The sequence below is a fragment of the Streptacidiphilus sp. BW17 genome (genome assembly GCF_041262485.1).
In the GTDB taxonomy this organism is placed as follows: domain Bacteria; phylum Actinomycetota; class Actinomycetes; order Streptomycetales; family Streptomycetaceae; genus Streptacidiphilus.
In genome coordinates this window covers 184,114-207,974 of the sequence record NZ_JBGCCR010000009.1, presented here as the reverse complement: position 1 = coordinate 207,974, position 23,861 = coordinate 184,114, and the positions used below count along the sequence as shown (strand labels likewise).

At 70.8% G+C, this 23,861-nt stretch carries 24 protein-coding genes and 1 tRNA gene; 20 read left to right on the top strand and 5 right to left on the bottom strand.

What is annotated here, in order from left to right:
- The first annotated feature begins 118 nt into the window (after positions 1-118).
- The 6 genes from ABH940_RS14355 to ABH940_RS14330 all read left to right on the top strand — a co-directional run bounded on the left by ABH940_RS14355 (position 119) and on the right by ABH940_RS14330 (position 7,499).
- Positions 119-1,258, top strand: coding sequence for a S1C family serine protease (locus ABH940_RS14355; RefSeq protein ID WP_370068943.1), 1,140 nt, complete (start codon positions 119-121; stop codon positions 1,256-1,258).
- A 78-nt stretch (positions 1,259-1,336) separates the two neighbouring features.
- Entirely contained in the window at positions 1,337-2,569 is a 1,233-nt protein-coding gene (locus ABH940_RS14350; RefSeq protein ID WP_370105398.1) for an amidohydrolase family protein, read from the top strand.
- A gap of 1 nt (position 2,570) precedes the next feature.
- Positions 2,571-3,488: a TIGR03619 family F420-dependent LLM class oxidoreductase gene (locus tag ABH940_RS14345; protein ID WP_370068939.1), complete on the top strand. Its 918-nt coding sequence runs from the start codon at positions 2,571-2,573 to the stop codon at positions 3,486-3,488.
- Positions 3,489-3,598: 110 nt separating this feature from the next.
- A complete protein-coding gene (locus tag ABH940_RS14340; RefSeq protein ID WP_370105397.1) occupies positions 3,599-4,465 on the top strand; it encodes an SDR family NAD(P)-dependent oxidoreductase in 867 nt (288 codons plus the stop codon).
- Positions 4,466-4,591: 126 nt separating this feature from the next.
- Entirely contained in the window at positions 4,592-5,716 is a 1,125-nt protein-coding gene (locus ABH940_RS14335; protein ID WP_370069021.1) for an LLM class flavin-dependent oxidoreductase, read from the top strand.
- A 40-nt stretch (positions 5,717-5,756) separates the two neighbouring features.
- Entirely contained in the window at positions 5,757-7,499 is a 1,743-nt protein-coding gene (locus ABH940_RS14330) for an amidohydrolase family protein (protein ID WP_370105396.1), read from the top strand.
- Positions 7,500-7,533: 34 nt separating this feature from the next.
- Here the strand turns inward: ABH940_RS14330 and ABH940_RS14325 are convergent, their stop codons facing one another.
- The 3 genes from ABH940_RS14325 to ABH940_RS14315 form a co-directional block, all read right to left on the bottom strand.
- Entirely contained in the window at positions 7,534-8,220 is a 687-nt protein-coding gene (locus tag ABH940_RS14325) for a sensor domain-containing protein (protein WP_370068933.1), read from the bottom strand.
- A gap of 206 nt (positions 8,221-8,426) precedes the next feature.
- On the bottom strand, positions 8,427-8,891 hold the full coding sequence (locus ABH940_RS14320; protein ID WP_370068931.1) for a hypothetical protein: 465 nt from the start codon (positions 8,889-8,891) through the stop codon (positions 8,427-8,429).
- Positions 8,892-9,053: 162 nt separating this feature from the next.
- The gene (locus ABH940_RS14315; protein WP_370068929.1) at positions 9,054-10,220 is read right to left on the bottom strand and encodes a sensor histidine kinase; all 1,167 of its coding nucleotides are present in this window, start codon (positions 10,218-10,220) and stop codon (positions 9,054-9,056) included.
- Positions 10,221-10,481: 261 nt separating this feature from the next.
- Between ABH940_RS14315 and ABH940_RS14310 the strand changes: the two genes are divergently transcribed.
- The 12 genes from ABH940_RS14310 to ABH940_RS14255 all read left to right on the top strand — a co-directional run bounded on the left by ABH940_RS14310 (position 10,482) and on the right by ABH940_RS14255 (position 21,839).
- A complete protein-coding gene (locus tag ABH940_RS14310; protein WP_370068927.1) occupies positions 10,482-10,883 on the top strand; it encodes an NADH-quinone oxidoreductase subunit A in 402 nt (133 codons plus the stop codon).
- The gene (locus ABH940_RS14305) at positions 10,874-11,518 is read left to right on the top strand and encodes an NADH-quinone oxidoreductase subunit B (RefSeq protein WP_370068925.1); all 645 of its coding nucleotides are present in this window, start codon (positions 10,874-10,876) and stop codon (positions 11,516-11,518) included. Before ABH940_RS14310 ends, ABH940_RS14305 begins: the two co-directional genes overlap by 10 nt.
- Positions 11,515-12,546, top strand: a complete 1,032-nt coding sequence (locus ABH940_RS14300; RefSeq protein WP_370105395.1) for an NADH-quinone oxidoreductase subunit C — start codon at positions 11,515-11,517, stop codon at positions 12,544-12,546. The genes ABH940_RS14305 and ABH940_RS14300 overlap by 4 nt, the downstream gene beginning before the upstream one ends.
- Positions 12,543-13,502: an NADH-quinone oxidoreductase subunit NuoH gene (gene nuoH / locus ABH940_RS14295; RefSeq protein WP_370068921.1), complete on the top strand. Its 960-nt coding sequence runs from the start codon at positions 12,543-12,545 to the stop codon at positions 13,500-13,502. The genes ABH940_RS14300 and nuoH overlap by 4 nt, the downstream gene beginning before the upstream one ends.
- Positions 13,502-14,071, top strand: a complete 570-nt coding sequence (locus ABH940_RS14290) for an NADH-quinone oxidoreductase subunit I (RefSeq protein WP_370068919.1) — start codon at positions 13,502-13,504, stop codon at positions 14,069-14,071. Before nuoH ends, ABH940_RS14290 begins: the two co-directional genes overlap by 1 nt.
- A complete protein-coding gene (locus tag ABH940_RS14285) occupies positions 14,068-14,646 on the top strand; it encodes an NADH-quinone oxidoreductase subunit J (protein WP_370068917.1) in 579 nt (192 codons plus the stop codon). The genes ABH940_RS14290 and ABH940_RS14285 overlap by 4 nt, the downstream gene beginning before the upstream one ends.
- Positions 14,647-14,651: 5 nt before the next feature.
- Positions 14,652-15,017: an NADH-quinone oxidoreductase subunit NuoK gene (gene nuoK / locus ABH940_RS14280; protein WP_370069019.1), complete on the top strand. Its 366-nt coding sequence runs from the start codon at positions 14,652-14,654 to the stop codon at positions 15,015-15,017.
- Positions 15,014-17,014, top strand: a complete 2,001-nt coding sequence (locus ABH940_RS14275) for an NADH-quinone oxidoreductase subunit L (RefSeq protein ID WP_370105394.1) — start codon at positions 15,014-15,016, stop codon at positions 17,012-17,014. Before nuoK ends, ABH940_RS14275 begins: the two co-directional genes overlap by 4 nt.
- A 52-nt stretch (positions 17,015-17,066) precedes the next feature.
- Positions 17,067-18,611 (top strand): NuoM family protein, encoded by a 1,545-nt coding sequence (locus tag ABH940_RS14270; protein WP_370068913.1) that lies wholly within the window; start codon positions 17,067-17,069, stop codon positions 18,609-18,611.
- Positions 18,612-18,614: 3 nt separating this feature from the next.
- Complete coding sequence (locus ABH940_RS14265; protein ID WP_370105393.1) at positions 18,615-20,303, top strand: NADH-quinone oxidoreductase subunit N; 1,689 nt, start codon at positions 18,615-18,617, stop codon at positions 20,301-20,303.
- A 188-nt stretch (positions 20,304-20,491) separates the two neighbouring features.
- On the top strand, positions 20,492-21,370 hold the full coding sequence (gene htpX / locus ABH940_RS14260) for a zinc metalloprotease HtpX (RefSeq protein ID WP_370068909.1): 879 nt from the start codon (positions 20,492-20,494) through the stop codon (positions 21,368-21,370).
- 61 nt (positions 21,371-21,431) lie between these two features.
- Entirely contained in the window at positions 21,432-21,839 is a 408-nt protein-coding gene (locus ABH940_RS14255) for a YccF domain-containing protein (protein ID WP_370068907.1), read from the top strand.
- Between the two features lie 30 nt (positions 21,840-21,869).
- Here ABH940_RS14255 and mug read toward each other — a convergent pair whose 3' ends face one another.
- Both mug and ABH940_RS14245 read right to left on the bottom strand, forming a co-directional pair.
- Entirely contained in the window at positions 21,870-22,415 is a 546-nt protein-coding gene (gene mug, locus ABH940_RS14250) for a G/U mismatch-specific DNA glycosylase (protein WP_370105392.1), read from the bottom strand.
- A 114-nt stretch (positions 22,416-22,529) separates the two neighbouring features.
- Positions 22,530-23,018, bottom strand: a complete 489-nt coding sequence (locus ABH940_RS14245) for a YajQ family cyclic di-GMP-binding protein (protein ID WP_370068903.1) — start codon at positions 23,016-23,018, stop codon at positions 22,530-22,532.
- A gap of 244 nt (positions 23,019-23,262) precedes the next feature.
- On the opposite strand from ABH940_RS14245, the gene ABH940_RS14240 reads away from it, so the two are divergent.
- A tRNA-Tyr gene (locus ABH940_RS14240) sits at positions 23,263-23,343 on the top strand.
- A 256-nt stretch (positions 23,344-23,599) separates the two neighbouring features.
- The gene (locus ABH940_RS14235; protein ID WP_370105391.1) at positions 23,600-23,839 is read left to right on the top strand and encodes a hypothetical protein; all 240 of its coding nucleotides are present in this window, start codon (positions 23,600-23,602) and stop codon (positions 23,837-23,839) included.
- The last annotated feature ends 22 nt before the right edge of the window (positions 23,840-23,861 follow it).

Here is a 23,861-nt window from a genome sequence, read left to right as displayed (position 1 = left end):
CGGGTGGTCGAGCCGAGCGAAGCTGCGGCCGTGCTCGCGCGCCTTCCATGAGTTTTTACTGACAAAAGCGACAATGTGCCCAAATTGTCATCGACAGTGAAGGTCGCAGGTCGCACCCATGGAGACGCCTCCGAGCACGGTCCGTTGTATCCGCCGCGCACGTCGTCAGCGTCGCGCTGTCTCTGCCGTCACCGCCGTCCTGACCGCCACGGCGCTGCTGCTGACCGCCACCGCCTGCACCAGCAGCGGCAGTGGCAGCGGGAACGGGAACGGGGGCAAGTCCGCCGACGCGGGCAGCGCCGCGCCCGCGCCCAGCGTCAGCAACGACCTGCAGGCGAACTACGAGAACACCGTCAAGGCCGTTCTCCCGTCAGTGGTCCAGATCAACGCGGCGGACAGCCTCGGCAGCGGAATCGTCTACGACACCAAGGGTGACATCGTCACCAACGCGCACGTGGTGGGCAGTTCGACCAGCTTCCAGGTGACGCTGTCCGACCAGTCCAAGCCGCTGGCCGCCACGCTGGTCTACTCCTACCCGACCAACGATCTCGCCGTGATCAAGCTGAGCAGCCCGCCCTCCGGGCTCAAGCCCGCCGTCTTCGCGGACAGCTCCAAAGTCGACGTCGGGCAGATCGTGCTGGCCATGGGCAACCCGCTCGGGCTCTCCTCCAGCGTCACCGAGGGGATCGTCTCGGCGGTCGGGCGGACCGTCAGCGAGGGCAAGAGCCAGGAGAACCCGCAGGGTGCGACCATCCCGAACATGGTCCAGACGAGCGCCGCGATCAACCCGGGCAACAGCGGCGGCGCGCTGGTGAACCTGTCCGACCAGATCGTCGGCGTCAACACCCTGGCCGCGGTGGACAACAACGAGGGCAACTCGCAGGCCCCCGGCATCGGCTTCGCCATCCCGGCGTCGACCGTGACCAACCTGGCGGACCAGATGATCCAGAGCGGCAAGGTGACCAACTCCGGCCGCGCCGCGCTCGGCATCAGCGCGCGCACGGTGATCACCGGGACCGCCAGCGACGGCACCCCGACCACCGGCGCGGGCATCGTCTCGGTCACCGCGGGCGGGCCGGCCGCCAAGGCCGGGCTCCAGGCGGGCGACGTGATCACGCAGCTGGGCGGCACCGCCGTGGACAGCGTCGCCACCCTGTCGACGGTGCTGGCCTCGGACAAGCCGGGGCAGCAGGTCCAGGTGACCTACCTCCGCGACGGCAGCACCAAGACCGCGACGGTCACGCTCGGAACGCTCTGATCCCCGGCATCCCGCACTGCGGGTCGGGCCGCGCGCACACTCCTGACGGATCGTCAGATTGCGCGTAGCCTGACCCGCATGGAGAGCTTCCCCTGGATCATTTCGGTGGACGACCACACCGTCGAGCCGCCGCACGTGTGGCAGGACCGGCTGCCCGCCAAGTACCGCGAGCTCGGTCCGCGTATCGTCCGGGCCCCGCTCGCTGAGATGACCTTCGTCGGCGGGCGGTTCACGCCGGTGATGGGCGCCCCCGGCAGCGACGGGCCGATCGCCGACTGGTGGGTCTACGAGGACCTGCGCCGCCCGCTCACCCGCCTCGACACCGCCGTCGGCTACCCGCGTGACGAGGTGCGGCTGGAGGCCATCACCTACGAGCAGATGCGGCCGGGGTCGTTCTCGGTACCCGAGCGGTTGGCCGACATGGACGTCAACCACGTCCAGTCCGCGCTCTGCTTCCCGACCTTCCCGCGCTTCTGCGGCCAGACCTTCACCGAGGCCAAGGACCACGAGCTCGGGCTGCTCTGCATCCAGGCCTACAACGACTGGATGGTCGAGGAGTGGTGCGGCCCGACCGCGCGGGGCCGGATGATCCCGCTCGCCATCGTCCCGCTCTGGGACGCCGAGTCGGCCGCTGTCGAGGTCCGCCGCAACGCCGCCCGCGGGGTCCGCGCGGTCTGCTTCAGCGAGATACCCCCGCACCTGGGCCTGCCCAGCATCCACACCGACGCCTGGGACCCTTTCCTGCGCGCCTGCGAGGAGACGGGGACCGTCATCGCGATGCACATCGGCAGCTCCTCGCGGATGCCGTCCACCTCCGCAGACGCGCCGCCCGCCGTCGGGTCCACCATCACCTTCGCCAACTGCTGCTTCTCCATGGTCGACTGGCTGATGAGCGGCAAGTTCGACCGGTTCCCGGAGCTGAAGATCATGTACGCCGAGGGGCAGATCGGCTGGATCCCCTACATCCTGGCCCGCGCCGACGTGGTCTGGGAGGAGAACCGCGCCTGGGGCGGTGTCGCCGACAAGGTCTTCACCCGGCCCAGCGAGCTCTTCGCGCGGCACGTCTACGGCTGCTTCTTCGACGACCCCCACGGTCTGCGCAACCTGGACGCGATCGGCGCGGCCAACGTCCTCTACGAGACCGACTACCCGCACTCCGACTCGACCTGGCCCAAGAGCCGTGAGGTCGCCGAGGAGCAGATGGGCCATCTCGAAGCACCCGTCGTCGAGCAGATCGTCCGCGGCAACGCCATCGAGCTGCTGGGCCTGACGTCGGAGGGGCTCTGGGGCGGACCCGGGGCGGGGGTGTGAGATGGCTGAGTTCGGGATCCAACTGCCGGTCCAGGCGCAGAGCACCATCTTCGTCGAGCCCTGGGAGGCGGCGGCCGGACCTGCCGAGCTGGCCGCCGTCGCCCGGGCCGCCGACCGGCTCGGCTACGCCTACGTCGCCTGCTGCGACCATGTCGCCATCCCGCGTCGGCTGGTCGGGCCGATGGGCGCGACCTGGTACGACCCGGTCTCGACCCTCGGCTACCTGGCCGGGCTGACCTCGCGGATCCGGCTGCTCTCCCACATCGCGGTGGCGCCGCTGCGGCACCCGCTGCTCTCCGCCAAGCAGTACGCCACGCTGGACCTGCTCAGCAGCGGACGGTTGGTGCTCGGCGTCGGCGCGGGCCATGTGCAGGAGGAGTTCGAGACGCTCGGCGTCGACTTCCACCGGCGCGGCGAGATCCTCGACGAGACGATCGCCGCGCTCGACGCGGCGCTGACCGACGAGTACCCGGAGCACGACGGGCCCCGGTTCCCGTTCCGGGACCTGGCCGTCTCGCCGCGCCCGGTGCAGACGCCGCGTCCGCCGATCTGGGTCGGCGGCTCGGCCCCGGCGGCGGTCAGGCGGGCGGCGCGGCTGTCGGAGGGCTGGCTCTCGCAGGGCGACACTCTGGACGCGCTGCCCGCGCAGCTGGAGCTGATCCGCGCCACCCGCGAACAGGCGGGCCGCAGCGGGCCGTTCGTCGTCAACGCCATCGCGCCGCCGCTCTACGTCGGCGAACCGGGCTGGGACATCGGCCGCCGCTCCGTCTCCGGCAAGCCGGACGCGCTGGCGGAGCTGCTGCGCCGGTACGTCGCGGTCGGGGTCACGCATCTGCAGCTGCGCCCGCGCAGCCGAGACCTGGCCGAGTACCTGGCCCAACTGGAGCTGATCGCCACGGACGTGCTGCCGCTGGTGTGAGGGCAGTTCCGGGTCTTCCCTTGTGCGGGCTCCCGAAGGACACTCGGACGACGAGAACTGACGATGCGTCAGATTATCTTCGCTCGGACGAGCCTGAAGGAGTCCGCACCATGACCGAAGCCACCGCCCCCGACCGCGTTCCCGGCCGCGTTCCCGGCCGTCTCGCGGGCCGTTCCGTGCTGATCACCGGTGCCGCGCGGGGGCAGGGCGCCGCCGAGGCGCGCCTCTTCGCCGCCGAGGGCGCGCAGGTGCTGATCGGTGACGTCCTCGACGACCAGGGCGAGGCGCTGGCCAAGGAGTTGCAGCTGGAGCTCGGCGAGGGGAGGGTCCGCTACCAGCACCTCGACGTCAGCAGCGAGGACGACTGGACCGCGGCCGTGCACGCCGCCGTCTCCGCCTTCGGCAAGCTGGACGGACTGGTCAACAACGCCGGGATCCTGCGCTTCAACGAGCTGGTCAGCACGTCCCTGGAGGAGTACCTGGCGGTGGTCCGGGTCAACCAGGTCGGCTGCTTCCTGGGCATGCGCGCCGCTGCCCCGGCCATCGAGGCGGCGGGCGGCGGGACCATCGTCAACACCGCCTCCTACACCGCGCTCACCGGCATGGCCCTGGTGACCTCGTACGCCGCCACCAAGGGCGCGATCGTCGCGATGACCCGCGTCGCCGCGCTGGAGCTGGCACCCAAGGGCATCCGGGTCAACGCGGTCTGCCCCGGCGCGGTCGACACCCCGATGTCGGACCCGGCCAACGCCTTCGTGGGGGAGTCCGGCGCGCCGGTGATGAGCGCGGAGGACGCGGCGGCGCTGGCCGCGGCCACGAAGGAGCTCTATGCCAAGGTCGTCCCGCTGGGCCGGATCGGCCGCCCGGACGAGATGGCGCGCCTCGCGCTCTTCCTGACCTCGGACGACTCGTCCTACGTCACCGGCCAGCCGATGGTCGCGGACGGCGGCTGGATGTGCGGGGTCACCATCGGCTGATATGCCGACCAGGAATATTGACGGACCGTCAGTCAGCTATTGACCGGCGCTCCGGGCGAATGCCAGAGTCGCAGGCAGTCAAATCTGACGGATCGTCAGATAATTCGGGACTTGGACGGTGAACCCATGGAGTTCGGCATCTTCATCCAGGGCTACGTGCCCAGAAGTCGCTCCCAGGCCGACCCGCAGGCCGAGCACCACGCCCTGATGGAGGAGATGGACTACGTCGTCCAGGCCGACAAGGCCGGGTTCAAGTACGCGTGGGTCACCGAGCACCACTTCCTGGAGGAGTACTCGCACATCTCCGCCAACGACGTGGTGATCGGCTACCTCACCCACGCCACCGAGCGGATCCACGTCGGCTCCGGCATCTTCAACCCGCTGCCCAAGGTCAACCACCCGGTCAAGGTCGCCGAGCGCGTCGCCATGCTGGACCACCTCTCCGGCGGGCGCTTCGAGTTCGGCACCGGCCGCGGCGCCGGCAGTCACGAGATCCTCGGCTTCCTCCCCGATGCGGCGTCCATGGACGTCACCAAGGAGATGTGGGAGGAGACCATCGGCGAGTTCCCGAGGATGTGGCTGAACGACGAGTACCCGGGCTTCTCCGGCAAGCACTGGACGCTGCCGCCGCGCAAGGTGCTGCCCAAGCCGTACGGCAAGGCCCACCCGGCCATGTGGTACGCGGCGGGCAGTCCGGCCTCGTACGAGATGGCCGCACGCAAGGGCCTTGGGGTGCTGGGCTTCAGCGTGCAGAAGGTCTCCGACATGGAGTGGGTGGTGGCCAGTTACAAGAACGCCATCCGCGAGGCCGAGCCGGTCGGAGCCTTCGTCAACGACAACGTGATGGTCACCTCGACCGCGATCTGCGCCGAGACCTCGGCGGAGGCGCGCCGGATCGCGGCCAGCGGCGGGCTCAACTACCTGCAGTCGCTGCTCTTCCGCTACCACGACACGTTCCCGCGCCCGGAGGGCATCCCGGTCTGGCCGGAGCTGCTGCCGGAGTACAGCGAGGAGCTGATCGACCTGCTGATCGCCGAGGAGCTGATGATCTGCGGCGACCCGGACGAGGTGCTGAAGCAGTGCAAGCGCTGGGAGTCCGCGGGCGCGGACCAGCTGGTCTTCGGCCTGCCGGTCGGCATCCCGCCGGAGCAGACGGCGCAGACGATCAGGCTGATCGGCGAGCACGTGATCCCGAAGATCGACACCGATCCCGTGCACCGCACCACGCGGTTCCGTCAGTCCGTGGGCTAGTACGAGATCCCGGTTGGTGAGGAGTGGGAGGAGAAGGTTCATGCTCGACCATCTGATCCAGGGCGCGACGCTGGTCGACGGCACCGGCGCGGCCGCGCGCGGCGCCGATGTGGGGATCAAGGACGGCAAGGTCGCCGTCATCGCCGATCCAGGCCGGTGCCAGGAGCCGGCGGCCACGACCGAGGACGCCACCGGGCTGGTCCTCACCCCCGGCTTCGTCGATCCCCACACCCACTACGACGCGCAGCTGTTCTGGGACCCGTTCGCCACCCCGTCGCTCGGCCACGGCGTCACCACCGTCGCCGGGGGCAACTGCGGGTTCACCCTCGCGCCGCTCAACCCGGCCCGGCCGGACGACGCGGACTACACGCGGCGGATGATGTGCCGGGTCGAGGGCATGTCGCTGGCCGCGCTGGAGGAGGGCGTGCCGTGGGGCTGGTCGTCCTTTGGCGAGTACCTCGGCGCGCTGGACGGGAGGATCGCGGTCAACGCGGGCTTCATGGTGGGCCACTGCGCGCTGCGTCGCCACGTCATGGGCCCCGACGCGGTCGGCGGACAGCCGACGGCCGAGCAGCTCGGGCAGATGACCGCGCTGCTCAAGCAGGCCATGGCGGAGGGCGCTTGGGGCCTGTCCACCACCCAGTCCGCCACCCACGCGGACGGCGACGGACAGCCGGTCGCCTCCCGGCATGCGCGGCGTGAGGAGCTGGTCGCCCTCTCCCGGGCCGTCGGCGAGGCACCGGGGACGCAGATCGAGGCGATCGTCGCCGGGTGCCTGGACACCTTCGCTGACGAGGAGATCGAGCTGCTGGTCGAGATGAGCGCGGTGGCCGGTCGCCCGCTCAACTGGAACGTGCTGACCATCGACGCCGCCGTCCCGGGCCGCGTCCCGCGCCAACTGCTCGCGTCCGAGCGGGCCCGCGCGGCGGGCGGGCGGATCGTGGCGCTGACCATGCCGATCCTGACGCCGATGAACATGTCGCTGGGCACCTTCTGCGCGCTCAACCTGATCCCGGGGTGGGGCGATGTCCTCGGCCTGCCGGTGCCGGAGCGGATCGCGCGACTGCAACAGCCGGACGTACGGGCGGAGATGCTGCGCCGCGCGGACAGTCCGGAGGCGGGCGTCTTCCGGCGGCTGGCCGACTTCGGCCGCTACGTCATCGGAGACACCTACACCGGCACCAACGCGGGCCTGACCGGACGCGTCGTGCGGGACATCGCCGCCGAGCGCGGCCAGGACCCGTTCGCGACGCTGGTCGAGATCTGCGTCAACGACAACCTGCGCACCGTCCTCTGGCCGATGCCGACCGACAACGACCCGGCCAGCTGGGAGCTGCGGCGCGAGACCTGGCAGCACGAGGACGTCATGCTCGGCGGCAGCGACGCGGGCGCGCACCTGGACCGGATGTGCGGCGCGCCCTACACCACCCGCTTCCTCGGCGACTGCCTGCGGCGACGCAAGCTGGTCCCGCTGGAGCAGGCGGTGCGGATGCTGACCGCCGACCCGGCGGAGTTGTTCGGCCTGCGTGGACGCGGCACGGTCGCCGTCGGCAACCACGCGGACCTGGTCCTCTTCGACCCCGAGCGAATCGACGCGGGCCCGGCGACGCTGGTCCACGACCTGCCCGGCGACAGCCCGCGGCTGGACTCGCGGGCGGAGGGCGTGGTCGCGGTCCGCGTCAACGGGGTCGAGACGCTCCGCGACGACAAGCTGACGGGCGCGATCCCGGGCACGGTGCTCCGCTCGGGGCGCGACACCCGCACGGTGTCGACGCGGGGGTGAGGGGGCGCGCAGCGGCGGGGGCGGGGGCTGCTCGTTACCGCAGCAGCCCCCGCACCATCGCCCGGCGGACGGCGGCGACGCCGCGCAGCACCTGCGGCGTCAGCAGCACCAGCACGATCCCGACCGCACACGTCGCGGCGATCTCCGGGACGGTGTGGATGTAGTAGCTGTGGTTGTCGTAGTCCCACAGCTTGTAGCCCGGCCAGCCCACGTAAGTGGGAAAGACCCAGTGGTACAGCGGGTAGAGCGCGGCCGAGATCCCGACGCTCCACAGCATCACGGCGAGCGTGAAGCCGAGGATGCCCATCGGCAGCATCAGCACGCCGTAGAGCGCCGCCCGCCAGTTGGCGCCGTTCTTCAGCAGCGCGCCGATCCAGGCCATCAGTCCGGGCCTGGCGGGCGTGACCGGCACGGGACCGGCCACCTCCTGGCCGAGCAGCGCGCCGCTGCGGGCCCGCTCCATCGCGCCGAACCCGCGCGCCATGCCCATCAGCGCGGCCAGCACGGGAAGCCCGACGAAGGTCATCACCGTGCCGACGCCGAAGCAGAACAGCGTGACGATCAGGCTGAACATGAAGACCCCGATCGGCAGATCGAGCACCAGGTGCAGCGTCTCCCGCCAGGTCTGCCCGGAGAAGGGCGCCAGCAGGAACGCCGGCCGGTTCGGGGCCGTCGGCCGGTAGGCCGTCGTCGTGCGGCGCTGCTCCGCCATGCTGCTCATCAGGGCTGCTCCCTCGTCGGTTCGTTGCCGCGGGTCCCGTTTCCGGTTCCGCCGTTGTGAACCAGCCTGCCTGGCACGGGCGCTGGGGGCATTGGGGCGCTTCGGCCTCTTGAGGTGGGGTTAACCCCACCCGGCAAACATGCGACAGGGCCGCTCGCGCCGGATCGGCGGGCGGCCCTGTCGATAGCTGTGCGGGTGCGGCTGCGTCAGCCGTTGTTGCCGAGGCAGAGCACCATGTCGTTGGAGCCGGACTCGGTGTAAGCGGCCACGACGCCCTGCACGTTCTGGCACTGGGAGTCGTCGCTGCTGTTGTTGAAGACCTGCAGCACCTTGAACTTGGCGTTCGAGTCCGAGCAGCTGATGACGTGGACGTCCGGGCTGCTGTCGGAGCCCGTGTTCTGGACGCAGTCACCGACCTTGGCGGTGTCGGCCGCACCGGTCGCGTGATCCCAGATGAAGCCGCCGACGCCGATGACGATCAGGCCCACGACGCTGACGATCAGACGGATGCCGAGGATCTTGCCGGCCCGCTTGGTGCGCCCGCCGGGCGCCGGCGGCTGAACCTGGAAGCCCTGGTTCGGCTGCGGCTGCTGGAAGCCGGGGTTGGGCTGCTGCGGCGGGTAGCCCGGGTTCGGCTGCTGGCCCGGGTACGAGGGCGGCGGAGTGGACATAACTGGGTCCCCCTGGATGTGGCTCTGCGAACAATCGGTCGAATGCCGAAGATTAGCGATTCCAGGGAGAAGCCTGTGAGCACGAGACGCAACTGTGGCTGCTCGGCGGCCGAACTGTGATCAGCTGTCAGTTTTTCGGCCCCGGCGGGCGGGTAATCAAGATCAGTTGCGAGTGCCGGACTGCGCCCGTGTGTGCCACGGCAGTTCGACCGTCACGACGGTCGGGCCGCCGAGCGGGCTGCTGATGACGAAGACGCCGTCGACCGCGCGGATCCGGTCCGCGAGACCGGCCAGCCCGCCACCGGGCAGTTCGGCCGCGCCGCCGACGCCGTCGTCCCGGACCTGGAGCATCAGCCGGTCGTCCGCGCGCCAGATCTCCACCTGCGCGCTGCGCGCCTGCGCGTGCTTCGCGGCGTTGGTCAGCAGCTCGCTGACGGTGAAGTAGGCGATGCCCTCGATCGCCGACGCAGGCCGCTCCGGCAGCTCGACGCCGAGGCGGACGCCGCCCGGCAGCGGACAGCGGGAGGCGATCGAGGAGAGCGCGGCGTCGAGACCGCGGTCGGTCAGCACCGCCGGGTGGATGCCGCGGGCCAGGTCGCGCAGCTCTTGGAGGGCGAGCTTCACCTCGCTGTGGGCGTCCGAGACCATCCGCGCCGCCGTCTGTGGATCCTCCGTCAGCTTCTCCTTCGCCAGGCCCAGGTCCATGGCCAGCGCGACCAGCCGCGCCTGCGCGCCGTCGTGCAGGTCCCGCTCGATCCGGCGCAGGTCGGCGGCGGCCGAGTCGACGACGGTGCCGCGGTCGTCCTCCAGCTCGCGCACCCGCTCCGTCAGCCCGCCCGGCGCCAGCAGCGTGCCGACGAGCAGCCGGTCGACCTGGCTGAGCCCGCGCGCGATCCACGGCAGCACGGGGAAGAGCACGACCATCGCGAGCAGGCCGACGGCGAAGGAGATGACGCCCCAGGGCAGCATCACGACGAAGTAGAGCGCGCTGCGCCACGCGAGCCCGTCGCCCAGCACCGCCAGCGCCCGGTGCAGCGGGCCCGGCCGGGCGGACTGCACCGGCAGCGGCTCGGGCGGCGCGTCGCCGAGCAGCGCCCGCGCGCGTGCGCGTTCGACGGTCCCGCCGCCGCGTACCGTGAAGAGCGCCCCGGCCAGCACCCAGATGCCGACGAAGGTGAGCACGGTGCCGATCCCCAGCGCGACCAGGGCGACGGTGAGGGTGAAGCCGATGATGCCGAGCGGAAGGTTGGTGAGCAGATAGACCAGCTCGCGGCCGAGCCGGGCATTGAAGCGGGGGCGTCGGTCGGCGTCGGTCGTCATCAGGTCCATGCTGCCAGGCTCGCTGGGAACGGACCCCCGAAACCATGGGGAAGGTCGCCGCTTCCGGGGTAGGGACAGCCCTACCCCCGGCCTTGCTCCGGGTACGGATGCGACCTGCAGGAGTCCGGTATCCGTCCGGCAGCCGTCCATCCGGTGGGCGAGTTCACAGCTGGGACGCCTGGGGACCTAGACTCCTACGCCGTAAAGGCAAAGATTCCGTTAAACCGACCCGACCGCGTCGACGTAGGCTGACTCCGGAGGCGACCGAGCATGCAGGCCGTGCAGGCACTGGCGGCATCCCGAACGGGGTACTTCCACGCGTACTCCGTGGTCGGGCTGATGGCGCTGATCGGCGTCCTCTTCGTCGGGGCGTCGTTCGCAGCCAACCGGCTGCTGCGGCCCTACGCACCGACGCAGGAGAAGCTGCTGGCGTACGAGTGCGGCGTCGACCCGGTGGGCGAGGGCTGGGCGCAGACCCAGATCCGCTACTACGTCTACGCCTTCCTCTACGTGATCTTCGCGGTCGACGCGATCTACCTCTTCCCCTGGGCCACGGTCTTCGCCGCGCCCGGATTCGGGGCCGGGACGCTGATCGAGATGTTCGTGTTCATCGGTTTCCTCGCGGTGGGCCTCCTCTACGCGTGGAAGAAGGGCGTCCTGGAATGGTCGTGAACCTCGGAACCCCGGACCCCTCGCAGCCAGGTGGCCCGGCAGCGCTGGAACCACGGCGGCTGGGCCCGCTGGCCCGGATGGCGCCCGACCCGATCAAGGTGGTGCTGAACTGGGGCCGCCGGTACAGCCTGTGGTGCTTCAACTTCGGGCTGGCCTGCTGCGCCATCGAGTTCATCGCCGCGTCCATGGCGAAGCACGACTTCATCCGTCTCGGTGTCATTCCGTTCGCGCCCGGACCGCGTCAGGCGGACCTGATGATCGTCTCGGGCACGGTGACGGACAAGATGGCCCCCGCGATCAAGCGTCTCTACGAGCAGATGCCGGAGCCCAAGTACGTCATCTCCTTCGGCGCCTGCTCCAACTCCGGCGGCCCGTACTGGGACTCGTACTCGGTGACCAAGGGCGTCGACCAGATCATCCCGGTCGACGTCTACGTCCCCGGCTGCCCGCCGCGGCCGGAGGCGCTGCTCCAGGGCATCCTCAAGCTGCAGGAGAAGATCGCCCGCGAGTCGCTGCCGGACCAGTACCCGACTGCCGCTGGGACGGCGGCCGTGTCCCCGGCCGCGCCGCCGTCCCCGGCTGCGCTGGCCCGCCCGCTCGTCGCCGGGCCAAACCCGGACGGTGGTTCGTCATGATGACGTTCGACCGCTCTGCAGAGGAGCTCGCTGCCGCCGTCGGGCCGTGGGCCACGGCGGCGGAGTCGTACGAGCTGGTGACGGTGGACGTCCCCGCCGAGCACTGGACCGAGGCGCTGACCACCTGCCGCGACGCGCTCGGGCTCGCCTACCTCGACTGGCTCTCCGCCGTGGACGAGCTGGCCGAGGGCTTCTCGGTCTGCGCGCACCTGGCCCGCGTCGGGGACGGCACCGCCGCGCAGCACCTGCTGCTGCGCACCCGCGTCCCGCGCGACGCCGCGTCGCTGCCCACCGCCGTCCCCGTCTACGCGGGCGCGGCCTGGCACGAGCGCGAGACGCACGAGATGTTCGGCATCGACTTCCCCGGGCATCCGCACCTGATCGCCCTGCTGCTGCCGGACGGCTTCGAGGGCCACCCGTTGCGCAAGGAGTTCGTCCTGGCCGCCCGGGTCGCCAAGGCGTGGCCGGGCGCGAAGGAGCCGGGGGAGAGCGACCACGCCCCGGCGGAGGGCGGCCGTCGCCGCATGCTGCCGCCCGGTGTCCCCGACCCGAACGAGTGGGGCCCGCTCGCCGGGACCCTGCCGCCCGTCCCCGAGCGCCCAGCCCGCGGTGCGCGCGCCGGTGCGGCGCGTGCTGCGGGCACTGCTGCCGCAGGCGCGGCGGCGGACCGCCCGCGGCGCACCCGCTCCGCCACGGCGGGCAGCGCGAGCCAGGCAGCAGAGACGACCCCGGCTCCGGAGGCTCCGGCCCCTGAGACGCCGGCTGCGTCTGCGCCGACGTCGCCGGACGCCCCCTGGCAGTCTCCTGACGCAGCGTCAGCTCCTGCGGCGGCGGCGCCGCCGGCCGCCCGGCCGCGCCGCTCGCGTTCGGTTTCGTCGGGCAGCGTCAGCCAGCAGGCGGACGAGCCCGAACGGCCCGAGGAGGCCGAGCAGGCCGAACAGCCCGAGCCTGCTGAGCAGCCCGATCCGACGGAGCCGACCGCGCAGCCCGATCCGGAGACCCCGACCACCCCCGAGGAGGACGCGTGACCACGCTCGACGCGCTGCTCCGCTGCGTCGCGGTGCTCGTTGTCTTCCTGGTGTTCCCGCTGGTCATCGGGCAGACCGAGCACAAGACCATGGCGCACATGCAGGGCCGGCTCGGCCCGATGTACGCGGGCGGGTTCCACGGGTGGGCGCAGCTCGTCGCCGACGGCGTCAAGTTTGCGCAGAAGGAGGACATCGTCCCCGCCGGGGCCGACCGCAGGATCTTCCAGATCGCGCCGGCCGTCGCGCTGCTGCCGTACCTCCTCGCGCTGCTGGCGATCCCGCTCGGCCCGGGGGACCTGGTCGGCCAGTCGATCGACGCGGGCCTCTTCTTCGTGCTCGCGGTGATGGGCGTCGGCGTGCTCGGCTCGCTGATGGCCGGGTGGGCGTCGGCCAACAAGTTCTCCCTGCTGGGCGGCATCCGCACCGCCGCCCAGCTGTTGGCCTACGAGCTGCCGATGTTGCTCGCCGCCGCCTCCGTGGCCATGGCCGCCGGGACCGTCTCGCTGACCGGGATCCTCGGCGCCTTCCACTGGTGGTGGGTGCCCTGGCAGATCGTCGGCGGCTTCGTCTTCTTCGTCTCCGGGCTGGCCGAGCTGCAGCGTCCGCCGTTCGACATGCCGGTCGCCGACTCGGAGATCATCTTCGGTGCCTACACCGAGTACACCGGCCTGCGGTTCGCGCTCTTCCTGCTCTCCGAGTACGCGGGCATCCTCGTCGTCTCCGCGTTGACGGCCGTGCTCTTCCTCGGTGGCTGGCACGGGCCGATGGCTGCCACCCTCGGCTGGCTCTGGATGCTGCTGAAGACCTTCGCCCTGGCCTTCGTCGTCATCTGGCTGCGCGTCACCTACCCCCGCCTCCGCGAGGACCAGCTGATGCGCTTCGCCTGGACCGTGCTCATCCCGCTCGCGCTCGCGCAGCTCGCCCTCACCGGCGTCGTCAAGGTGGTGATCTCCTGATGTCCCCCCTGCCCGGTCGGGGTCTGGCCAAGGGCCTCGCGGTCACCCTGCGCACGATGACCAAGCGGACCGTCACCGCCCAGTACCCGGACGTCCAGCCCGAGCTGCCGCCGCGTTCGCGCGGTGTCATCGCGCTGCTGGAGGAGAACTGCACGGTCTGCATGCTGTGCGCCCGCGAGTGCCCGGACTGGTGCATCTACATCGACTCCCACAAGGAGACGCTGCCCGCCGCCGACCCGAACGCGCGCGCCCGCACCCGCAACATGCTGGACCGCTTCGCGATCGACTTCTCGCTCTGCATGTACTGCGGCATCTGCATCGAGGTCTGCCCCTTCGACGCGCTCTTCTGGTCGCCCGAGTTCGAGTACGCGGAGGAGGACATCCTGGACCTCACCCACGAGCGCGACCGCCTGCGCGAGTGGATGTGGACCGTCCCGGCCCCGCCCGCACTCGACCCGGCGGCGGAGGAGCCCAAGGAGATCGCCGCCGCCCGCAAGGCCGCCGACAAGGCCGCCGCGGCTGCGGCTGCTGCCGCAGAGGGCTCGGCCGGGCAGGGGGGAGAGGCGTGAACGTCGTGCCTTCCGTGGTCGGTTCCGGCCACAGCTTCCTCTCGCCGACCGGCGTCGAGATCGTCTTCGTCCTGGTCGGCCTGGCCGTGCTGGGCGCGGCCCTGCTGACCGTCACCACCAAGCAGCTGGTCCACGCCGCGCTCTGGCTGGTTGTCGCGCTGGGCGGGCTGGCTGTCGAGTACCTGCTGCTGACGGCGGAGTTCATCGCCTGGGCGCAGGTGCTGATCTACGTCGGCGCGGTCGTCGTCCTCGTCCTCTTCGGGCTGATGCTGACCCGTGCGCCCATCGGGGAGTCGCCCGACGCGGACTCCGGCAACCGGTGGCTCGCCCTCGCCGTCGCGCTGGCCGCGGCGGCGACGCTGGTCACCCTGGTCGTGGACGCCTTCCGGACCACCTGGATCGACCTCGGCACCGTGGCCGGCAGCACTGCCGCCAACGGCGTGACGCTGTTCCGCTACTGGGTGCTCCCCTTCGAAGCGCTGTCGGTGCTGCTGCTCGCCGCGCTCGTCGGGGCGATCGTCCTGTCCCGCCGCCGTGACGACGACAGTCGTAGTGACCACCGAGGGGAGCGTTGAGCGGGGTGCATCTCGTCTACCCGGCCGTCCTCGCGGCCCTGCTCTTCTGCGTCGGCCTCTACGGCGTGCTCGCGCGCCGCAACGCCGTGCTGATGCTGATGTCCGTCGAGCTGATGCTCAACGCCGTCAACCTCAACCTCGTCGCCTTCGACGTCTGGCTGCGGGACTCCCTGCACGCGGGCCAGGCGCTCACCCTGTTCACCATCACCATCGCAGCCGCCGAGATCGGCATCGGTCTGGCCGTCGTGCTGTTGGTCTTCCGTAACCGCGGGACCGCGGACATCGACCGGGTCGGCCGTCTCCACGACGGCGACGAGCCGGACGGGGATCAACTCGTCGACCCGACCGAGGGGAAGGCCACCGTCGGATGACCCTCACTCTCGCGATCCTCGTCCCGCTGCTGCCGTTCCTCGGCGCTCTCGCGGGCCTGGCCTGCGGACGGCGCGCTCCGGGCATGGCCCGGCCGCTCGCGGTTCTGCCGACGCTGACCGCGGCGGTGCTCGCCGTGGTCGTCGCGGCCCGCCTCGGCCCCGGCCACATCCTCGACGCCGCCACCGAGCTCACCCCGACCGGCGGCGTGCAGATCTATCTCTCGCTGAACCTGGACGGCATCGCCGTCCTGCTCGCGGTGCTCGTCGGCGTGGTCGCGACCTGCGTGCAGGTCTACTCGACGGCCTACCTGCGTGAGGACCCGCGCTACCCCTCCTATGCGGCGCTGGTCTCGCTCTTCACCTCGGCGATGCTGCTGGTGCTCTACTCCGGCGACCTGATCGTGCTGCTGGTCGGCTGGGAGGTCATGGGCATCTGCTCGTACTTCCTGGTGGGTCACCACTGGGAGCGCGAGGACGCCCGGTCCGCCTCGATCAAGGCCTTCCTGGTCACCAAGCTCGGTGACGTGCCCTTCCTCTTCGGCATCTTCGTGCTGGCCGGCGACGCCGGGACGTTCCAGATCAACGGCGTCATCGGCGCGGCGACCACCGGGCACCTGCACCACGCCACGCTGGCCGCGCTGCTGCTGCTCTGCGGCGTCGCGGGCAAGTCGGCGCAGTTCCCGCTGCACACCTGGCTCCCGGACGCGATGGCCGGCCCGACGCCGGTCTCCGCGCTGATCCACGCGGCCACCATGGTCGCCGCCGGTGTCTATCTGGTGGCCCGACTGATGCCGGTCTTCCTGCTCTCGACCGCCGCCCTGGTGGTCCTGGGCGTGATGGCCGTGATCACCATGATCGGCTCGGCGCTGTGCGCGCTGGCGCAGGACGACCTCAAGCGGGTGCTGGCCTACTCGACGGTCGGTCAGCTCGGCTACATGACCGGTGCGCTCGCCGTGGGCGACCGCGACGCCGCCCTGTTCCACCTGCTGACCCACGGCGCGTTCAAGGCGCTGCTCTTCCTTGCGACCGGTGTGGTCATACACGCCGCCCACACCAACTCGCTCACCGCCATGGCCCGTCCGGGCGGCTTGAGCCCCGACGGCTCGGGCATCTCGGGTACTGGCGGCTCGGGCGCGGGCCTGCTCCGCCGCCGGGTGCCGGACGCCTACACCACCATGGGCATCGGCCTGTTGGCGCTCGCGGGCGTGCCGCCGTTCTCCGGGTTCTTCAGCAAGGAGTCGGTGCTGACGGCCGCAGAGCAGGCCGCCAACGGTCACGCGCTGACCGACGGCCTCGGCCCGGCCGGAAACGTGCCCTGCTTCCTTGGCTGGACCGTCCTGGTCGGTGGCCTGCTGACGGCGCTGCTGACCGCGATGTACGTGGCCCGGCTCTGGCTGCTCGCCTTCCACCCGCGCGGCGCGCAGAGCGTCGGTGGCGAGAACGCAGGCGCCAAGGTCACCACCGCCGAGCCTGCGGCGATGCGCTGGCCGCTGTGGCTGTTGGCCGTGCCGAGCCTCGCGCTCGGCCTGGTCGGCCTGCGTACCAACTGGCTCCCCGCCTGGCTGGACGGTGTCTCGCTGACGCCGTCGCTGCCCACCAGCCTGATCGGCACCGGCGTCGCCCTGCTCGGCTTCAGTCTCGCCTACGCCGCCTGGCGCCGCGCCGCGGCGACCCTCCCCGCCGACGCGGTGGCCGCGGGCGCGGTGGCCGATCCGGGACGGGTGCTGCTCGGCCCGCTCTTCGGGCCCGCCCGGGACGGCTTCGGCGTCGACCGTCTCTACGACCGTCTCTTCGTCCGCCCGGTGCTCGGCGCGGCCGAGCTGGTCGCCTTCCTCGACCGTGAGGTCGTCGAGACCTACGTCAAGGGCGCGGCGATCAGTCCGGGCCTGGTCGGACGGGTCGTCAGGCGGGCCCAGAACGGCAACACCCAGGGCTACCTGAGCGCGCTCGCGGCCGGTGTCGTGGTCCTCGCCATCGTCGTGGCGGTGGCCCAGTGATCGCCGAATTCGCCCGCCGTGCCCGTTCCGCCCGCTCGGAGGCGACCGCCAGATGACCGTTCTGCTTCTCGTCCTCCTCGCGCTGCCGCTGGTCGGCTCCGCCGCGACGCTGGTGCCCGCGCTGGGCGGACGTCGCGCGCTGTGGCTCGGCGTCGCCGTGACCGGTGCCGACCTGGCTGTGGCCATCGCTCTGGCCGCCGGGTTCGACCTGCACCACCCGGCCCGGATGCAGGGCGTCACCGACGTGGCCTGGATCCCGGCGCTCAACGTCCGGTTCCACCTGGGCGTCGACGGCATCTCGCTGCCGCTGCTGGTGCTGACGGCGCTGCTGACCTTCCTCTGCGCCGTCTACTCGCTCAAGCGCCTGCCCGCAGGCGGCAGCGAACGGGGCTGGACGGGCCTGCTGCTGCTCCTGGCGACCGGCATGCTGGCCACCTTCGCGGTGCTCGACCTGCTGCTCTTCTTCGTGGCGTTCGAGATCGTGCTGGTGCCCATGTACTTCCTGATCGCCCGTTGGGGCGGGGAGAACAGGGGACCGGCGGCGTTTCGCTTCATCCTCTACACGTTGCTCGGCTCGGCGGTCATGCTGCTCGGCCTGCTGCTGCTCGGCCTCAAGGCCGGAACCTTCGACATGACCGCGCTGGCCGCCAACCACGGGCACGGCCTGTCCCGCGGCACCCAGATCCTCGTCGTGCTGGCCATCGGCATCGGACTGGCCGTCAAGGCGCCGATGTGGCCGTTCCACAGCTGGCTGCCGGACGCCCACACGGCCGCACCCACGGCCGGCTCGGTGCTGCTGGCGGGCGTGCTGCTCAAGATGGGCACCTACGGTTTCGTCCGGGTGCTGATCCCGAGCGTCCCGCTGGGGATGCACGAACTCGCCCCGTACATCGGGGCCTTCGCCGTCGTCGGCATCATCTACGGCTCGCTGGCCTGTCTCTCACTGGCCCGGCCCGGGAGCCGTGGTGACCTCAAGCGGCTGATCGCCTTCTCCTCCGTCGGCCACATGGGCTTCGTCCTGCTGGGCGTCGCGACCCTCAATCCGATCGGTATCAACGGCGCGCTCTTCGCCAACATCGGGCACGGACTGATCACCGGCCTGCTCTTCTTCCTCGTCGGCGCGGTCAAGGACCGCTACGGCACCGCCGACCTGGACACCCTCGCCGGGGCCCGGGCCGAGAGCGGGGCCGCGCTCTACGGACGCGCGCCACGGCTCGGCGCGCTGCTCGCCTTCGGGGCGGTGGCCAGTCTGGGCCTGCCGGGCCTGGCCGGTTTCTGGGGCGAACTGCTGGCCATGCTGGGCGCCTTCCACCCCGCCGCCGGGCTGTCCCGGCCGACCTTCCTCACGCTCATGGTCCTGGCCGGGCTCGGCACCCTGCTCACCGCGGCCTACCTGCTCTCCGTCGTCCGCCGGATCTGCATGGGCGACCTGGCCACCGCGCCCGCCGTTCCGGGGGCGTCCCTCACCGACGTCCAGACCTACGAGGCCGTCACCTGGACCCCGCTGGTCGTGCTCACCGTCGTCGCCGGTCTCTGGCCGGCGTTGCTGCTCGGGCTGTCCACGCCCGCCGTCCAGGCGCTGCTCGGAGGCAGCTGAGCCATGCTGACTACCGCTCTCTCCACCGGCGCTCTGCCCACCGGCGCTCTGCCCGTCGGCACACTGGCCGCCGGTGCCGTTCCCGCCGGATCGCTGATCCAGTCCGTGGACTGGCTCGCCGTCCTACCGCCGCTCGTCCCCGCCGTGATGGCGCTGGTCGTCCTGGTCGCGGACCTGTTCCTGCCGACGGCGCGAAAGGCGCTGCTGGGCTGGCTCTCCGTGGCCGGGCTGGCCGCCTCGCTCGTCCTGCTGCTGCCGCTGCGCGACGGCCACCGGACCACGTTCTGCACCACCTCAGCAGGAGCGACCTCCTGCTCCTACGTCGCCGACCATTTCGCGCTGGCCTTCCAGCTGCTGGTGCTGGCCGGGGCGCTGCTGGTGGCGCTGCTCTCGCTCTTCTCCGTCGACGCGGACCGGCTGCCCGCGGGGGAGTTCTGGTTCCTGCTGCTCGCCTCGGCCTGCGGGGCGGCCCTGTTGCCCGCCTGCCGTGACCTGGCCTCGCTCGTCGTCGCGTTGGAGGTCACCACACTGCCGGCCTTCGCGCTCGTCGCCCTGCGCCGCGACGGACGGGGCGGCGAGGCGGCGCTCAAGTTCTTCCTGTCGTCGGTCACGGCCACGGCCGTCACCCTGCTCGGCGTCAGCTTCGTCTACGCCGCCACCGGCAGCCTCTACCTCGACCGGATCGGTGCCGCGCTGCCCCACGTCCAGTCGCAGCTGCACGTGCTCGTCGCCGTCGGCACCGTGCTCACCCTGGTCGGCTTCGCCTTCAAGACGGCCGCCGCACCGTTCCACTTCTGGGTGCCGGACACATACGCCGGCGCTCCCGTCCCCGTCGCCGCGTATCTCTCTGTGGTCGGAAAGGCTGCCGGACTCGCAGGCCTCGCCGCAATCGCTGTCCTCGGTTTTCACTCGTACGGGCGAGACTGGGGCTACGCACTGGCAGTCCTCGCCGCGCTGACCATGACCGTCGGCAACGTCGGTGCGCTCCGTCAGCGCTTCGACGCGCCGTACAGCGCGGTGCGGCTGCTCGCCTGGTCGTCCGTCGCCCAGGCCGGCTACCTGCTGGTCCCGATCGCGGCCGCGGGCTTCGGCAGGGCCGGTGGCGCGCCGATCGGCTCCACGGTGGCCTTCGCGCTGATCTACGGCCTGGTCAACCTGGGCGCGTTCGCGGTCGTCACCCTGGGCGGCGGCGGTCGGCTCGACGCGTACCAGGGTCTCTTCGCACGGCGTCCCGCAGTGGCGCTGGCCATGGCGTTCTTCCTGCTGAACCTGGCCGGTCTGCCGCCGGGTGTGATCGGTCTCTTCGGCAAGGTCGTCGTCTTCCGCGCCGCGGTCGACGCCGGTCTCGGCTGGCTGGCCGTGATCATGGCGGTGAATGTCGTAGTGGCCCTGTACTACTACCTGGCATGGACCGCCAAGCTCTTCCAGCCCAGCCCGCTCGCCGGGCCTGCCACCGGCGAGGCCCCGGCTCCGGCCCCGATCTCGGCCTCGGCCACGGCCTCGGCCACGGCCTCGGCCACGGCTCCGGCCCCGATCTCGGCCTCGGCCACGGCCGCGGTGTCGGCCGCGGCGCGTCCCGGGCTGCCGGTCGCCCTGGGGGCTGCGGTCGCACTGGCGACGGTGCTCGGCGTCGTGCTGTCGGTGGCGCCGCAGCTGGTGCTGCAGTTGGCGTCCGGTTCGCTCTTCGGCTGAGCGAGCAGGCTGAAGCGTGTTCGGGCGCGTCTCCGGGCACGCGCCCAGGCACGCGTCCGCACACGCACTCTCGAGTTGCACGGGCGGTGCCCGCGGGTGAGAAGGGAACTAGAAAGTCCGTCTCACCCGTTGAAAAGGCGAAACGGGCTGTGAAAGACACCCCCCAACGCACGTCTCGGAGGGCTTCCGTGCACCGCCAGCACAACGGTCTCAAGACGGCTGTACTCCTCGGCGTGATGTCCGCGCTGATCCTGGTGATCGGCAGCTTCTGGGGGCGTACGGGTCTGGTCGTCGGCCTGCTGGTGGCCTTGGCGACGAACGGCTTCGCGTACTGGAACAGCGACAGGCTGGCGCTGCGTTCGATGAGGGCGCGCCCGGTCAGCGAGATCGAGGCCCCGGTGTTGTACCGGATCGTCCGCGAGCTCTCCACCTCGGCCCGGCAGCCCATGCCGCGCCTCTACATCTCCCCGACGGACGCCCCCAACGCCTTCGCCACCGGTCGCAATCCGCGCAACGCGGCGGTCTGCTGCACCCAGGGCATCCTCAACCTGCTCGACGAGCGGGAGCTGCGTGGCGTGCTGGGCCACGAGCTCTCCCACGTCTACAACCGGGACATCCTGATCTCCTCGGTGGCCGGCGCACTGGCGTCCGTGGTGATGTTCCTCGTCAACTTCGCCTGGCTGATCCCGATCGGGCGCAGCGAGGACGACGACGGCCCCGGCCTGGCCGGGATGCTGCTCATCATCATCCTGGGCCCGCTGGCGGCGAGCATCATCCAGTTGGCCGTCAGCCGCTCCCGTGAGTACCAGGCCGACGCGTCCGGCGCGCAGTTGACCGGTGATCCGCTGGCGCTGGCCAGCGCGCTGCGTAAGCTCGAACGCGGTACCCAGCAGCTTCCGCTTCCGGCCCGGCCCGAGTTGGAGACGACCAGTCACATGATGATCGTCAACCCCTTTCGCGCCGGTTCGGGCGGCGGTCTGGCCACCAAGCTGTTCTCCACCCACCCACCGATGCCGGACCGGATCTCCCGACTCGAGCAGATGGCCGGCTACCAAACCCGCCGCTGAGCGGGCGCAGGCGTTAAGGCGCAGGCGTTAGGGCGCAGGCGTTAGAACGAAAGGAAAGCCCGTGAAGGTCGTCAACTTCGTACTCAACGTCCTCTGGCTGGTGCTGTGCGGGTTGTGGATGGCCCTCGCGTACGTCGTGGCCGGGATCATCTGCGCGATCCTGATCATCACCATCCCGTGGGCGATCGCCTCCTTCCGGATCGCGCTCTACGTCCTCTGGCCGTTCGGGCGGACGACGCGTGAGCGCCCCGACGCCGGTGCGGCGTCGTGCGCCGGCAACGTGGTCTGGCTGATCTTCGCGGGGTGGTGGCTGGCCCTGGGCCACCTGGCGACGAGCATCGCGCTGGCAGTGACCATCATCGGGCTGCCCTTCGCCTGGGCCAACCTCAAGATGATCCCGATATCGCTCATGCCCCTCGGACGCGAGATCGTCCCGACGGACCAGCGCTTCGCGGGCTGGGGTGCCTGACCTGGGCTCAGCGGTCCTCGGGCCACGGTCTCAGCGGCCGTCGACGGCCTCTCTGAGCTTGCGGAACTCCGCTGCGATCCCGTCCAGCGTGTAGTGCGCGTTGAGCCCGCTCGGATTGGGCAGCACCCACGCCTCGGTGCCGCCCAGCGGCTCGTCCTGGCGTCCGACGACCGCCTTGGGACGCCCGAAGGCGGTCCGGTAGGCGCCTATGCCGAGCACGGCGAGCGCTCGGGGCTGCCAGCGCGCCACCCGCTCCGCCAGCGCCTGGCCGCCGCTGCGGTACTCCTCGGCTGTCAGCTCGTCCGCCTTGGCGGTGGTCCGGGCCACCACGTTGGTGATCCCCAGCCCGAGCCCCAGCAGCTCCTGCTGCTCCTCCGGCCGCAGCTGACGCGGCGTGAAGCCGCTGCGGTACAGACCCGGCCAGAACCGGTTGCCGGGACGCGCGAAGTGATGCCCCGTCGCACCCGACCACAGCCCCGGGTTGATCCCGCAGAACAGCACCCGCAGGTCGGGACCGATCACGTCCTCGATCGTGGCGTCGGTGGCGGCGGTCAGTTGCTCAGGAGTCGGCTTCACAGCAGGCCATTCTCCCCGGCAGCGCCTGGCTCCCGTCGCGCCGGTACGACGAGGGCGGTCGCGGAGACCCTCCGCGACCGCCCTCGTGGCAGCCGGTGATCCACCGGCTGGGTCTCAGCGGTAGTTCACGTACTGCACGGCGAAGTCGAGGTCCTTGCCCTTCAGCAGCGCCTGCACGGCCTGGAGGTCGTCCCGGCTCTTCGAGGTGACCCGCAGTTCCTCGCCCTGGACCTGGGCCTTGACGCCCTTGGGACCCTCGTCCCGGATGATCTTCGCGATCTTCTTGGCGTTCTCCTGGGAGATGCCCTCCTCGATCGTCGCGAAGATCTTGTACTCCTTGCCCGACAGCTGCGGCTCTCCGGCGTCCAGCGACTTGAGCGAGATGCCGCGCTTGACCAGCTTGGTCTCGAACACGTCGAGGATCGCCTTGACCCGCTCCTCGCCGTTGGCCCGCATCTCGATCTTGTCGCCGGACCACTCGATGGACGCGCCGACGTTCTTGAAGTCGAAGCGCGTGGCAATCTCGCGACCGGTCTGGTTGAGCGCGTTGTCGACCTCCTGCCGCTCGACCTTCGAAACGATGTCGAAACTGGAGTCGGCCATGATCGTTGTGTCTCCTTGACGGTATGGACTGTCTTGTCGGTTTTCCTGCGGCTCCGACCGCGCAAAACGCCCGCCGAACCGCCCGCACGCGCCCCCACCTTCCGGCCACGCGGCAGCCGAACCAGCCTAGCCACCCACTCGGCCCCTTGCCCGCCCCCACACTGATCAACCGAGTGGCGAAGCACCCCCCACCATCAGGTATGGTTTACGTCGTCGGAGCGGGAGACCGCGAGACACCATCCCTGGCGGGTTGCCCGAGCGGCCAAAGGGAGCAGACTGTAAATCTGTCGCGCAAGCTACGCAGGTTCGAACCCTGCACCCGCCACGTGGAAACAAAAAGGCGCCTCACCTGCGGAAACGCAGGTGAGGCGCCTTTGTTTTTGATCTCTCAGAGGGGGCGGAACTGTCTCGCGCTGTCTCGCCACGGCACGTCGTCTACCAGTAGTTCTGGACGCCCAGTGGACGGCGATTCCGGGGCTGACCTGCCATTGTGGGGCCGGTGTGGGGCGGGCTGGGCTGCTTCTTTTGGATCATTGAGCGGTGCGTAGCATCGTTGCTCAAAGCCAGAGGAGGCGCAGGGCATGGGGATCTTCAGGAGGAAGCAAACGGCGGAGCGGGTACCCCCGCCGGAGCTGGTCGAAGAGGCCAAGGCGAACCCTGGGGGCTGGGTGTACGAGATCGACGGAAACATGGTTGATGATCCGAGCGGGACTGTGCCCCCTGAGGCCATCATCGGAGCTTGGCAGGTAGATGAGCGCGGGAACCTCTCTGGCGACTACCAGGCGAATCCGAACTACCGGCCCCGTCGGTCGGGGCAGTAGCCCGTTCGGACACGCCGTTCCG